The organism is Pseudomonas sp. IPO3747 (genome assembly GCF_013385245.1).
In the GTDB taxonomy this organism is placed as follows: domain Bacteria; phylum Pseudomonadota; class Gammaproteobacteria; order Pseudomonadales; family Pseudomonadaceae; genus Aquipseudomonas; species Aquipseudomonas edaphica.
On sequence record NZ_JACAQL010000002.1, the window covers coordinates 561881 to 575009 of the forward strand.

Annotated in this window: 11 protein-coding genes; 5 read left to right on the top strand and 6 right to left on the bottom strand. The window is 60.7% G+C overall.

The window, feature by feature from the left end:
• Positions 1 to 42: 42 nt before the first annotated feature.
• The 5 genes from HX790_RS03930 (at position 43) to HX790_RS03950 (ending at position 7515) form a co-directional block, all read left to right on the top strand.
• The gene (locus HX790_RS03930; RefSeq protein WP_017137245.1) at positions 43 to 1740 is read left to right on the top strand and encodes a molecular chaperone HscC; all 1698 of its coding nucleotides are present in this window, start codon (positions 43 to 45) and stop codon (positions 1738 to 1740) included.
• Positions 1741 to 1751: 11 nt separating this feature from the next.
• A complete protein-coding gene (locus HX790_RS03935) occupies positions 1752 to 3434 on the top strand; it encodes a J domain-containing protein (RefSeq protein WP_176991258.1) in 1683 nt (560 codons plus the stop codon).
• A gap of 153 nt (positions 3435 to 3587) precedes the next feature.
• Positions 3588 to 4838 (top strand): OprD family porin, encoded by a 1251-nt coding sequence (locus HX790_RS03940; RefSeq protein ID WP_169985446.1) that lies wholly within the window; start codon positions 3588 to 3590, stop codon positions 4836 to 4838.
• Positions 4839 to 4921: 83 nt separating this feature from the next.
• Positions 4922 to 5809, top strand: a complete 888-nt coding sequence (locus HX790_RS03945) for a polysaccharide deacetylase family protein (protein WP_176991259.1) — start codon at positions 4922 to 4924, stop codon at positions 5807 to 5809.
• A 110-nt stretch (positions 5810 to 5919) separates the two neighbouring features.
• The gene (locus HX790_RS03950) at positions 5920 to 7515 is read left to right on the top strand and encodes a M91 family zinc metallopeptidase (RefSeq protein ID WP_176991260.1); all 1596 of its coding nucleotides are present in this window, start codon (positions 5920 to 5922) and stop codon (positions 7513 to 7515) included.
• Positions 7516 to 7542: 27 nt separating this feature from the next.
• Here HX790_RS03950 and pcaC read toward each other — a convergent pair whose 3' ends face one another.
• The 6 genes from pcaC to pcaH all read right to left on the bottom strand — a co-directional run bounded on the left by pcaC (position 7543) and on the right by pcaH (position 13120).
• Entirely contained in the window at positions 7543 to 7941 is a 399-nt protein-coding gene (gene pcaC, locus HX790_RS03955) for a 4-carboxymuconolactone decarboxylase (protein ID WP_017137238.1), read from the bottom strand.
• A gap of 245 nt (positions 7942 to 8186) precedes the next feature.
• Positions 8187 to 8978 (bottom strand): 3-oxoadipate enol-lactonase, encoded by a 792-nt coding sequence (gene pcaD, locus HX790_RS03960; protein ID WP_017137237.1) that lies wholly within the window; start codon positions 8976 to 8978, stop codon positions 8187 to 8189.
• A 10-nt stretch (positions 8979 to 8988) separates the two neighbouring features.
• Complete coding sequence (locus HX790_RS03965) at positions 8989 to 10353, bottom strand: 3-carboxy-cis,cis-muconate cycloisomerase (protein ID WP_176991261.1); 1365 nt, start codon at positions 10351 to 10353, stop codon at positions 8989 to 8991.
• A gap of 9 nt (positions 10354 to 10362) precedes the next feature.
• Positions 10363 to 11658, bottom strand: a complete 1296-nt coding sequence (locus HX790_RS03970) for an MFS family transporter (RefSeq protein WP_017137235.1) — start codon at positions 11656 to 11658, stop codon at positions 10363 to 10365.
• Positions 11659 to 11847: 189 nt separating this feature from the next.
• Complete coding sequence (gene pcaG, locus HX790_RS03975; RefSeq protein ID WP_017137234.1) at positions 11848 to 12414, bottom strand: protocatechuate 3,4-dioxygenase subunit alpha; 567 nt, start codon at positions 12412 to 12414, stop codon at positions 11848 to 11850.
• Position 12415: 1 nt separating this feature from the next.
• Positions 12416 to 13120, bottom strand: coding sequence for a protocatechuate 3,4-dioxygenase subunit beta (gene pcaH, locus HX790_RS03980; protein ID WP_017137233.1), 705 nt, complete (start codon positions 13118 to 13120; stop codon positions 12416 to 12418).
• Positions 13121 to 13129: the final 9 nt, after the last annotated feature.

The window sequence follows — 13129 nt, forward strand, 5'->3', positions numbered from 1 at the left end:
TTAGTAACAGATTCTTACAGACCACAGAGGGAGCTTGTCGTAATGATCGTAGGAATCGACCTGGGGACGACCAATAGCCTGGCCGCCGTGTGGCGCGGCGATGCGGCCGAAATGGTGCCCAATGCGCTTGGCCAGTTGCTGACCCCCAGCGTGGTCGGCCTGGATGATCAAGGCCGTATCCTGGTGGGCCAAGCCGCCAAGGAACGCCTGCATACTCACCCACTCCTGACCACGTCGCTGTTCAAGCGCTACATGGGCAGTGCCACCGAAGTGCGCCTGGGCGACCGCTCGTTCCGCCCCGAAGAGCTGTCGGCGCTGGTCCTCAAAAGCCTCAAAGAAGACATCGAGCGCACCTACGGCCAAACCGTCACCGAAGCAGTGATCAGCGTGCCCGCCTACTTCAGCGACGGCCAGCGCAAAGCCACGCGCATTGCCGGTGAACTGGCGGGGCTCAATGTTGAAAAACTGATCAACGAACCCACCGCCGCCGCCTTGGCTTATGGCTTGCACCAGCGTGACAAGGAAACCTCGTTCCTGGTGTTCGACCTCGGCGGCGGCACCTTTGACGTGTCGATCATCGAGCTGTTCGACGGTGTGATGGAAGTACGCGCCAGCGCCGGCGACAACTTCCTGGGCGGCGAAGACTTCGACACGTTGTTGCTGGAACACTTCGTCGACAGCCAGCGCAATGCCCAGGGTTTCCCGCCCACCAGCAGTGTATTGCAAGCCCTGCGCCGCGAAGCCGAGCGCGTGCGCAAAGCCTTGGGTCAGGACGACAGCGCCGAGTTCGCCCTGCGTATAGATGGCCAACAGTGGGTCACAACCATCACCCAGGCCGAACTCGCAAAGCTCTACACGCCGTTGTTGGAACGCCTGCGCGCACCGATTGAACGCGCCCTGCGCGACGCACGGATTCGGGTCGGCGACCTCGATGAAATCCTGCTGGTCGGCGGCACCACGCGCATGCCGCTGGTGCGCAAACTGGCCGCAGGTTTGTTCGGGCGTTTCCCGTCCATCAGCCTCGACCCGGACCAGGTGGTCGCCCACGGCGCGGCGATCCAGGCCGCGCTCAAGGCCCGCTCGGCGGCGCTGGAAGAAATCGTGCTGACCGACGTCTGCCCCTACACCCTGGGTATCGAAACCTCGAACCAGTACGGCGGCCATATCGAGAGCGGGCATTACCTGCCGTTGATCGAACGCAACAGCAGCGTGCCGGTGAGCCGGGTCAAAAGCGTGGTCACGCTCTACGACGACCAGCCCCGCGTGCTGCTGAAAATTTACCAAGGCGAAAGTCGCCTGGTGAAAGACAATATCGAACTGGGCCAGTTGGAAATCCCCGTGCCCAAGCGCAAGGCTGGCGAAGTCTCGCTGGACGTGCGCTTCACCTACGACAACAACGGTTTGCTCGAAGCCCAGGTGAACATTCCGCTGACCGGCGAGCAGCACTCGCTGGTGATCGAGAACAACCCCGGCGTGCTCAGCCCGCAAGAGATCCAGCAACGCCTGCAAGCGTTGGCATTGTTGAAAATTCACCCGCGCGACCAGCAGGTCAACACCGTGCTGACCGCCCGCCTCGAGCGGCTCTACCAGGAAAACCTCGGCGAATTGCGTGAGCAACTCGGACACTGGGCCGCGCAGTTCCAGCAAGTGCTCGACACCCAGGACGAACGCCGCATCCGTGAGGCCCGCAGCGAGCTGACCCGACAACTTGAGCAACTCGATAACGGGTTCTGGCGCTGAAGGAAATCCACATGGACTGTTGGACAGTGTTGCAACTGGCAGACGATGCCGACGAACGGACCATCAAGCGCACCTACGCGCGACTGCTGAAAAGCTGCCGCCCGGACGATGACGCCGAGGGTTTCCAGCGCCTGCGCGAGGCCTATGAACAGGCGCTGAACATCGCGCGCTGGCGGGCCGACAACGAGGAAGTGGAAACCGTCGAGGCGCCGATGGCCGAACAGGCACACGGCAATCTCAACGATCTGGCTGAACTGATGGACGTTCGCCCCTTGAGTCCTGCGTCGTTCGAACCGCCCATGGCGAAAAACGCGTATGACCTCGCCGAGCTGATGAACATCAGCCCACTCAGCCCCGCCGCGTTTGAAGCGCCAAAGCCCGACCCGGCCCACGCGCTGCTCGCCGGCGTGAACGTGCACAACCTCGATGAACGCTGGGCCCAGGCCCAACAGCAGAGCTGCGAAGAAACATTCCAGGCCGGCCTGCTGCGCCACTGCTTTGAAGCCCCCGGCGAGCGCAGTGCAATTGCCGGTTGGGCGATGCAACACCTGGAATGGCTGACGCCCTGGCAACAGGTGGTGATGACCCCGTGGCAGCACGAAGCCCTCACCAGCGAGCTGCTGCAGGACTACCGCCGCACCTTGCAGGAACTGCTGGAGCAAAAGGCCGAGCGCGAGTTCATCACCCAACTGACGCACTACAACGAGCAAGCCTGGCTGCGGGTGTTCGATCAGCAGCAACAGTGGCAGCGCATTATTCTGCAACTGCTGCACGACACCCAATGGAGCGTGCCGCTGTTTGAACGCGTGTGCCAGGCCTTTGGCTGGGACGACCAGAAAGGCGTGTACCCGGAACCTGAGTGGATGTGGCGTGGCTTGGTGTCGCGTTGCGAGCAGGAAAGCTTTTATCAGCACCTGCAAACCAAGGCGCAGGACACCACTTGGAAGTCCGCCGATGCCATGGCCGCACGTCTGCTGCTGACGCCCCTGTCAGAGACGCATCAATACAGGATGACGGCAAGTTTCAGCCACAACGATTGGAACGCTTGCCAGCAGTTGGCCGAAACATTGAATTGGCGCTACCCGCAGTTGCTGGAACGCCTGCCACAGACTGATGTGTTTTTCTGGCGCAAGTTTCTGCCCCGTCCGGTGTCCCATCACTGCTGGGTACAGGTATGGGGCGGCCTGGCACTGGCTACCGCCGTGGCCGTTACTCCACATACCACATCGAACTGGACCACCGAAGCGATCATGCTGGTAGCGCTGACCTTTATCCCAGCCTTCATCGCGATTCGCGGCGCCCAATTATGGGCAGCCTTGACCGCATGGCTGATCGTCCCAGACCTGTGGCTAAGCAAGCGTATGCTGCCGGAACGCTTCAACCCGCATCAACATTGGCTGGTGTTGCGCCACAGTATCCCGCAGTTATGCCTGTTACTGACATTCGGCTTGCTGCTGGGAGTGATGGGCATGGCGACGTACCTCGGGATGATTCTGATCCACCTGTTTCACCGCAAGCGGATCGGTAAAGTCAGCGAAAATATCGAGCACCTTTACCCTTGGATCAGCGGCCTGCATTGGGCGCACTGGAGCCCGCTGCAGCCCGTATTTTTAACGGTGATGCTGCTGGCTACCCTGCTTAGCCAGCGCTACCTGCCCGAAATTCCATGGACCAGCCTGATCCACTTTCTATAAACCCTTGAAGCCTGGCCGCCCTGCCGTCAGGGTGGCCCGCAACTTGCGTTCGATCATCGCCCACAACCCGCCTTCCCCCACTTTCATCGCCCCCGCACCGCCCCGCACCATGGCCGGCACCTGCATAAACCCAATAACAACAGGTCCAACACCATGAGCACGTTCCGCCCGCGCCAGCTATTGCTGGCAACTGCTGTCGCCAGCCTTGCCCTGCCCGTCGCCGCCGAAGAACACGGCTTTCTCGAAGACGCCAGCGCCAACCTCAACCTGCGCAACTTCTTCTTCAACCGCAATTACACCAACCCGACCAAAACCCAGGGTGGCGCGCAGGAGTGGACGCAGAGTTTTATCCTCGATGCCCGCTCCGGCTTCACCCAGGGCACGGTGGGTTTCGGTGTGGATGTATTGGGCATGTACTCGCAAAAGCTCGATGGCGGGCGCGGCACCGGCGGCACCCAGCTGTTGCCGCTGGACCGCGACGGCCGCCCGGCGGATAACTTCGGGCGTCTTGGGGTCGCGTTCAAGGCGCGAATCTCCAAGACCGAAGTCAAGGTCGGCGAATGGATGCCGGTGCTGCCGATTTTGCGCTCGGACGACGGCCGCTCCCTGCCGCAAACCCTGCGTGGCGGGCAGATCACTTCCAGGGAAATCGACGGCCTGACCCTCTACGGCGGCCAGTTCCGCGCCAACAGCCCGCGCGACGACAGCAGCATGACCGACATGTCGATGGTCGGTAAAACCGCCTTCACCTCCGACCGCTTCAACTTCCAGGGCGGTGAATACGCCTTCAACGACAAACACACTCAGATCGGTGTGTGGAACGCCCAACTCAAGGACATTTACAGCCAGCAATACATCAACCTGACCCACAGCCAAGCTGTGGGCAGCTGGACCCTGGGCGCCAACCTCGGGTTCTTCTACGGCAAGGACGACGGCAGCGCCCGCGCAGGCGAGCTGGACAACAAGACCTGGTCCGGCCTGTTCTCCGCCCGTTACGGCGGCAACACCTTCTATGTCGGCCTGCAAAAACTCACCGGCAACAGTGCCTGGATGCGCGTCAACGGCACCAGCGGCGGCACCCTGGCCAACGACAGCTATAACTCCAGCTACGACAACGCCCAGGAAAAGTCCTGGCAAGTGCGCCACGACTACAACTTCGCCGCGCTGGGCATACCTGGCCTGACCTTGATGAACCGTTATATCAGCGGTAGCAACGTGCATACGGGCACCATTACTGATGGTAAGGAGTGGGGCCGTGAGAGTGAAGTGGGCTATACGGTGCAAAGCGGCACCTTCAGGAACCTCAATGTGCGCTGGCGCAATTCCACGATGCGTCGTGATTACAGCAACAACGAATTTGATGAGAACCGGTTGATCGTCAGCTACCCGATAAGTCTGCTGTAAACCAGCGTCGGACTTACTGTATGGTGCGCGCCTGCCGCTGCTGATCCGCCCAGCAGCGGCCTCTATTCGAGCGCATGCACACCATGAAATTCTTCGCCATGCTGGTCCTGGCTCTGAGCCTTTGCGGCTGCATCGGCGCACCTGTCGTCCTGACGCCGCAGACGGCGCAACGCTTGCAGGCTCAGGCGCCCATCCGCTTTTTGTTGACCTTCGATGACGGCCCCAGCGCCTCGGGTTATAACAACCCCAGCCGGTCGGTGATGGCCGATTTGCTGCACAACCCGATTCTGACGGGCATCAAGGCGGTATTTTTCCTGCAGACCGAAGCGTCCCGCTCCGGTGGCAGCCTGCGGGGTCGCAAGACCATGGAGCGCGAATACGCCGCCGGGCATGTGTTGGCCTTTCACACAGCCACGGCGTTTCACACCAACCACCGTTGGCTCAATGACGCCGAGCTGGAAAGCACCCTCACCGAGGGCGCAGCCGACATTGCGTCAATCACTGGCACTGCGCCCACGCTGGTACGCCCACCCTTCTGGAACTACGACCGGCGCACCTTCGCCGCCTACCAGCGCCACGGCATGCATGTGCTGCTGACTGACCTGAGTGCCAATGACGGAAAAATCTGGGGTTTCAATGGCAGCCCACGCCGGCGAGCGAACTTGTATCGGCAACTGTCTGTGGTGCGCGAACGCATTGCTCTGGGCGAACTGCCAACGGTGGACGGCGTGATACCCGTGGTGGTGACCTTCCACGATATCAACCGTTACACCGCGCGACACATGCAGGAGTACTTGCAAATCCTGATGGACAGCGCTCGGATCAATGGCATGAAGGTCGCAGCCGAGCCGTTCTACACCGACCACGCCACGCTGGAACGCGCAGCGTTGGCACGCACAGTCAAGGATATGAATGAAGTAGTGCATCTGCCGGGGGTGTGGAACTGGGTGTGGGATGCGGACTCGCATTAGGCGCTCTGCGACGACCGGTTATATTTGCTGCTACTTGCGCTTGCCGCTCATGGGGAACTCAAGTTCACGCCGCCAACACACATAGGGACGTCAATAAAAAAGAGAATCCCATGAACGTCACTTCGCCATCGCTTAATCAGCATTCGATTGCCCTCCCGGATACAACGCCAACAGCATCGCAAGCGCCCATTGAGATCAGTGCCCGGCGTTCCTACTACGTGGGGCGCGACAGACCGATAGATTTTCTATACCTATCCTCGCATTCCAAACTCACTCCCGATCAGCATCCGCTGGACAGTACCCAAAAAAAATACATCAACACCGACGTATTGCGACACGACAAGCACGTGAAGTTCTACCAGGAAATCGCCTACATGAGCGAAAACGGCAAGCCGATAGGCTCGTCCTCCAACGAACTTGTAATCGAGACCGGTAACCGTGCCGACAAGGTAACCATTAAAAAAGGCCCGGGTCATAGTCTGATCGCGACCATCAACAATAAGCCCTATCAACTGAACCTGCTGACGTCCCCTGACGGCAGTGAATCGCAACCCTTACGCATCAGGACCAACGGGGGCGACGATTGTGTTCTGATCGATCCTGAAGTTAAAAACGCCATTCGCATCGAGCTCGGCGCCGGCAATGATTACGCGCGTGCCGGCGCAGGAGACACCCGCCTCTATGGCGGTGCGGGAGACGATATGCTCAAGCTTGGGAGCGGCGACGGCATCGCATTCGGTAACGATGGCAATGACGTGTTGATCGCCGGCACCGGGAACGGTGTCCTGAAAGGCAACAATGGCAATGACCGTATGCAGGCAGGAAAAGGCTCGGCTGATCGTCGCCTGTTCATGGACGGCGGCGACGGTCACGACTTCATGATTGTCACGCGCAACGACACTCAAATCCCGACAGTCCTGCACGGTGGCAAAGGTGAAAACCTGATCGTCACAAATGGCCCCGCCACAATTTACACCGGGCGCGACAAAAACATCGTCAGGTCTGATAACGACAATACCGTCATCTACGCCAAACCGTCGGACGAGGTTCATCGTACCCCGGGCTCCCAGCGCGTTCACACGCAACACAGCGAGGTGGGCAAAAGTGGCTATGTGATTGAGGGCTCTGCCGAGTTCGTACAAAACGTAGAAGACGATATGGAGCTGCTAAGAATATCCCGGCAAGGCAAGAGAATGCTCGGTACTGCCGACGCCGCGGCTCAGCGGAATGATTCCCCGGTACGCATTACTGAATTGACGGAGGACAACGGCAGCTACTACTTCAGTAATGCGGCCATTCGCAACCACCTCGAAGCAGGTCACTCTATGGATACGCTGGCACCTGCGGCCCAAGGCTTCATCACACACCAACAAGCTGGCGCCGTCGCAACGGGTGCGCAGATACAATACAACCCCTCGTATTCGCTGGATGCAGACAGCGCACCCGTCAACGCCCTCTATCACGAAATGGCCCACGCCTATAATGGCGCCTCGGGAACGTTCCTCGCAGGCAGCACCGCCATACCGGAGAACCCCGACGGTGAACCCAATGATGAACGGCAAGCCGTAGGACTGTTTACCGTTGCTCAGCCATTTAATTTTGTAGGTCACCCCGCGGCCGAACCGAGTACAACAAACCCCAAGCCGTTTTCCGAAAATGGGTTTCGAGAGGAGATGCGCCGTCCGTTACGCACTACCTACACCTGAGGGGTATTGAGCGAGGGAGTGGGTTGATCAAACCGACTCCCGTGACTCGACGCCCAGCTCATCCCACACCGACTCGGCCAAGTGGAACGTCGCATTGGCTGCCGGTATCCCGCAGTAGATCGCGCTCTGCATCAGCACTTCCTTGATCTCGGCGCGTGTCACGCCGTTGCTGGCGGCGGCACGCAGGTGAAGTTTTAATTCTTCACTACGATTCATGCCGATCAACATGGCGATGGTGATCAGGCTGCGGGTATGCCGAGGCAGGCCGGGGCGGGTCCAGATATCACCCCAGGCGTGGCGGGTGATCATTTCCTGGAACTCGCTGTTGAACTCGGTCAGGGCATTGAGGCTGCGGTCGACATGGGCATCGCCCAGCACTTCGCGACGCACTTGCAGGCCATCGGCATAACGTTGTTTCTCGTCCACAAAAACTCCTTAAACATTTGATAGAAGCTCGAACACGTGTGGCGAGCAGGCTTGCCCTGCGCTGGGGCGCGAAGCGGCCCCAAAACCTGGCGATGCGGTTCATCGGGAAGAACGCGGTGGCTGTATCAGGGCCGCTTCGCCGCCCAACGCAGGGCAAGCCTGCTCGCCACAACAAGCCTGTCTGTCACAACAAGCCTGCTATACAGAACACGTCAGCTCTCCAGAACAAGCTCGCTGCCACAGGTTTAATCAGCCAACAGGAACGCCAGCACGCGGTCGCTGAACGCGGCGCCGGCCTGTACGTTGGACAGGTGCGCCGCGTAGAACTCGGCGTACTCGGCGCCCTTGATCTGATTCTGGATAAAGCGGCTGCCGGCCGGCGGCGTAACGGCATCTTCGGTGCCGGCAATCGCCAGGGTCGGCACTTGGATCGTGGACAGTTGCTCGCGCAAATCCGCATCGCGTACGGCTGCGCAGTTGGCGGCGTAACCTTGGGGCGACGTGGCGGCAAGCATGTCGGTAATCTGCTGGGCCTGGTGCGGGTTGGCGGCGGCGAAATCGGCGGTAAACCAGCGTGCAATCGACGCATCGCGCAGCGCTACCATGGCCGCCGCACCGTCACGCAAAACCATCTCGATTCGCGGGTTCCAGATCTCCGGCGTGCCGATCCTAGCGGCGGTGTTGCACACCACCAGGCGCAGCAGGCGATCACCTGCGTGGATGCCCAGCCATTGGCCGATCAGGCCGCCCATGGACAGCCCGCAAAAATGCGCACGCTGAATATCCAGCGCATCGAGCAACGCAATCACATCGCGACCCAGCTGCTCGATGCTGTACGGCCCTTCGGTGACCAGGGATTTGCCATGGCCACGGGTATCGAAACGCAGTACGCGAAAGTGCTGGGTGAAGGCCGGGATCTGGATGTCCCACATATGCAGGTCGGTGCCCAACGAGTTGGACAACACCAGCACCGGCGCGCCCTCAGGCCCGTCCAGTTGGTAATGCAATGGGCCTTCGGCCAGTTGTACAAATGCCACGGCGGTCTCCTTACGCAGTCAAAGCAAAATGGTCGGTCACCGCACGGGTAACCCAGGTTTGAGCCTGGCCCAAGTAGTGGGCCGGATCGAGCAGGCGGTCCAGTTCCACCGCCGACAACTCGGCGGTGACCTGTGCTTCGTCCGCCAGAACCGCGCGCAGATGTCGCCGTTCGGCGACGGCGCGTTTACAACATTGCTCCAATAGATGGTGAGCGGTCTCGCGGCCCAGGCGTTGGGCAAGCACGATACTCACGGCTTCGGCCAGCACCAGCCCTTGGGTCAGGTCGAGGTTGTGCGCCATGCGCTCGGGGTCGACCTCCAAGCCTTGGCTCACCAACAGCGCCTGTTTCAAGGCACCGGACACCAGCCGACAAATCTCTGGCAGGGTTTCCCACTCGGCGTGCCACAGGCCCAGGCTGCGCTCGTGCTCCTGGGGCATGGCGCTGAACATCGTCGCCACCAGCCCCGGCACGCGGGTGGCCGCGCTGATCAACACGGCGGCGCCCACCGGGTTGCGCTTGTGCGGCATGGTCGATGAGCCGCCCTTGCCCGGCGCAGACGGCTCGAACACTTCCGCCGCTTCGGTCTGCATCAGCAGGCTGAGGTCGCGCCCCAGTTTGCCAAGGCTGCCGGCGATCAGGCCGAGCACACTGGCAAACTCCACCAGCCGATCACGTTGGGTGTGCCAGGGTTGCTCGGGCAAGCCCAGTTGCAACTCAACCGCCAAGGCGTGCGCCACCGGCATGGCGTGCTCACCGAGTGCCGCCAGGGTGCCGGACGCGCCGCCGAACTGCAGCACCAACAAGCGCGGCTTCAGCTCGGCCAGGCGTTGGCGACTGCGCGTCACCGCGCCCAGCCAACCGGCGATTTTCATTCCGAGGGTGACCGGCGTCGCATGCTGCAACCAGGTTCGCCCGGCCAAAGGTACGTCGGCATAACGCTGGGCCTGGGCAGCTAACACCTCGCCCAATTGCGCCAGGTCCGCTTCAATCAGCGCCAACGCCTGGCGCAGTTGCAACACCAGCCCGGTGTCCATCACATCCTGGCTGGTCGCGCCCAGGTGCACGTAACGCTCGGCACCGGCATCTTCAGCAGCAATCAACTTGCCCAAGGCCTTCACCAGCGGAATTGCCGAATTCCCCGCCGAGGCAATCGCCTCGCCCAGGGTATCCACATCGTAAAGCGAAGCCAGGCACGCCTGGGCAATCGGTGCGACGGCGGCTTGCGGAATCAGCCCGACCCGGGCCTCGGCCCGGGCCAGCGCCGCTTCGAAATCCAGCATGCCCTGCAAACGTCCCTGGTCGCAGAACACTTCGGCCATGCTGTCAGCGGTGAAGTAAGCGTCGAACAGTTGATTGCTCGTGCGCAGTGTCATAACTCATCCCTAGAGGTCGTGATGTAGATAAGCCGCCTGTTTGGGCAGACGCAGGCTGAACAGGAAAGCGACCGCCATCATCGCGGTGACGTACCAGTAAAAGGTATTTTCCATGCCAATGGATTTCAGGCTCAACGCAACGACTTCGGCCGAACCACCAAAAATCGCATTCGCCACCGCATACGCCAGGCCCACACCCAGTGCGCGCACCTGCGGCGGGAACATCTCCGCTTTGACCAGGCCGCTGATCGAGGTGTAGAAGCTGACGATCGCCAAAGCCAGGGTGATCAACACAAAGGCCAGGAACGGACTGGTGACGGTTTTCAGGGTCAGCAGGATCGGCACGGTGAACAGCGTGCCCAGGCCTGCGAACCAGAGCATCGAATTACGTCGACCGATCTTGTCCGCCAACATGCCGAACAGCGGCTGCATGCACATGTACAGGAACAGCGCGCCGGTCATGATGTAGCTCGACGTCTTGGCGTGCATGCCCACGGTGTTCACCAGGTATTTCTGCATGTAAGTGGTAAAGGTGTAGAAAATCAACGAGCCACCGGCGGTGTAGCCCAGCACGGTAATGAAGGCTTTGCCGTGGTCGCGGAACAGCGCGACGATGCTGCCGGCGTCTTTGTCTTCACGCATTTCCTTGCTGGTGGTTTCTTTCAAGGTGCGACGCAGCAGCAGGGAGATCACCGCAGCAATGGCACCGATCACGAACGGAATACGCCAGCCCCAGGCGCGCAGTTCTTCTTCACTCAGGATCTGTTGCAGGATCACCACCACCAGCACCGCCAGCAATTGGCCGCCGATCAGGGTCACGTATTGGAATGAGGCAAAAAAGCCGCGCTGGCCCTTGAGTGCCACTTCACTCATGTAGGTCGCCGTGGTGCCGTATTCGCCACCCACCGACAGGCCCTGGAACAGGCGCGCCACCAGCAGCAAGGCCGGCGCCCAGGCGCCGATATCTTTGTAGGTGGGCAAAAAGGCGATGACCAGCGAACCGGCGCACATCATCAGCACCGAGATCATCATCGAGTTTTTGCGCCCGTGCTTGTCGGCCACTCGGCCAAACAGCCAGCCACCGATGGGTCGCATCAGGAATCCGGCAGCAAACACCCCGGCGGTGTTGAGCAACTGGACCGTGGGATCGTCAGAGGGGAAAAACGCCGGGGCAAAATAAATCGCGCAGAAGGCATAGACGTAGAAGTCGAACCATTCGACCAGGTTGCCGGAGGAGGCCCCGACAATCGCAAAAATCCGTTTGCTGCGTTCTTCTCCGGTGTAGTGACTCGTTTTTGTTGTCATGTTTTTTTACTCAGTGGGAACGGTTATAGCCTAGACATACTTTGCAACAACCATGTTCCGCAAGCAGACTTTTGCATAGGTGCGGCCTTGAGGGCGCCATCGCAGGCAAGCCAGCTCCCACCTTTGAACCTGTTCACCGTTCAAAATGTGGGAGCCGGGCTTGCCCGCGATGGCGCCCGCCAGCTCAACTCAATAATCGAAGAACACCGTCTCCTTGTCTGTGCCCTGCAAAATCACATTCCACTGATGCACACCTTGCGCATCCGGCTTGGCAATCAACGTAGCGCGACGCTCCGCAGGCACACAGGCCAGCAACGGGTCATCGCCATTCAACGCTTCGCCATCGAAATAGATCCGCGTCAGCAGGTGCTTGACCAAGCCACGGGCAAATACCAACACCACCAGATGCGGCGCCTGGGTCGTGCCTTGCAGGCCCGGCACACTGCCCGGCTTGATGGTGGTAAACCGAAAGCGGCCTTCGGCATCCACCGGCACCCGGCCAAACCCTTCAAAGTTGGGATCGACGGCCTTGGCCTGCTCGTCTTCGGGGTGGTCGTACTTGCCGGCGGCATTGGCTTGCCAGACTTCCAGCATGGCGTCGTTGACGACATCACCGTTGCCGTCCACCACCTGCCCGCTGATTGCCACGCGCTCGCCCAAGGTGGCCGGCACGGTCAGGTCTTCGCGGTTCAGCCAGGTCAGGCCGATGTGGTAATACGGCCCGACGGTGTGGGACGTGGTCGCATTGAGGGTCATCTCATTTCTCCATCGGCGTGGCGTCGCGGCCGCGCAAAACGATGTCCCAGCGATAGCCGAGGGCATAGGACGGAATGGTTTTTTCCAGATCAAAACGCGCGATCAGACGCTGCTTGGCGCTGGTGTCCGGCACACAGTTGTAGATCGGGTCGTATTCCAGCAGCGGGTCACCGGGGAAATACATCTGCGTGACCAGTCGCGTCAGTACGCTGGGACCAAACAGCGAGAAGTGGATATGCGCCGGGCGCCACGCGTTGTGGTGGTTGCCCCACGGGTAGGCGCCGGGCTTGATGGTCTGGAACTGATACCAGCCGTCGGCGTCGGTGACGGTGCGGCCGGTGCCGGTAAAGTTCGGGTCCAGCGGCGCGTCGTGCAGGTCGCGCTTGTGGTTGTAGCGACCGGCGGCGTTGGCCTGCCAGATCTCCACCAGAATGCCCGGTACCGGCAGGCCGTTTTCATCCAGCACACGGCCGTGGATGATGATGCGCTCGCCCTGGGGCTCGCCTTCGTGCTGGGCGGTGAGGTCGTTGTCCTTCTCGTTGATCCGCTCGGCGCCGATAGTCGGGCCGGTGATTTCCGACAAGGAGTGCGGCAGAAACACCAATGGCTGGGACGGCGAACGCAGGTTCGTCGACTGGTAGGCCGGGTGCAGGTAATCAGGTTGGGTGCCCGCTTGCGGGCGCCGGTAACCGGGCTTGTCACTCATGGAGCAATC

What these genes read in the sequence shown, in the direction of transcription:
- HX790_RS03935 (WP_176991258.1), top strand. Translation starts at nt 1,752, where the DNA reads ATGGACTGTTGGACAGTGTTGCAACTGGCAGACGATGCCGACGAACGG.
- HX790_RS03930 (WP_017137245.1), top strand. Translation starts at nt 43, where the DNA reads ATGATCGTAGGAATCGACCTGGGGACGACCAATAGCCTGGCCGCCGTG.
- pcaH (WP_017137233.1), bottom strand. Translation starts at nt 13,120, where the DNA reads ATGAGTGACAAGCCCGGTTACCGGCGCCCGCAAGCGGGCACCCAACCT.
- HX790_RS03945 (WP_176991259.1), top strand. Translation starts at nt 4,922, where the DNA reads ATGAAATTCTTCGCCATGCTGGTCCTGGCTCTGAGCCTTTGCGGCTGC.
- HX790_RS03950 (WP_176991260.1), top strand. Translation starts at nt 5,920, where the DNA reads ATGAACGTCACTTCGCCATCGCTTAATCAGCATTCGATTGCCCTCCCG.
- HX790_RS03940 (WP_169985446.1), top strand. Translation starts at nt 3,588, where the DNA reads ATGAGCACGTTCCGCCCGCGCCAGCTATTGCTGGCAACTGCTGTCGCC.
- HX790_RS03965 (WP_176991261.1), bottom strand. Translation starts at nt 10,353, where the DNA reads ATGACACTGCGCACGAGCAATCAACTGTTCGACGCTTACTTCACCGCT.
- pcaG (WP_017137234.1), bottom strand. Translation starts at nt 12,414, where the DNA reads ATGACCCTCAATGCGACCACGTCCCACACCGTCGGGCCGTATTACCAC.
- HX790_RS03970 (WP_017137235.1), bottom strand. Translation starts at nt 11,658, where the DNA reads ATGACAACAAAAACGAGTCACTACACCGGAGAAGAACGCAGCAAACGG.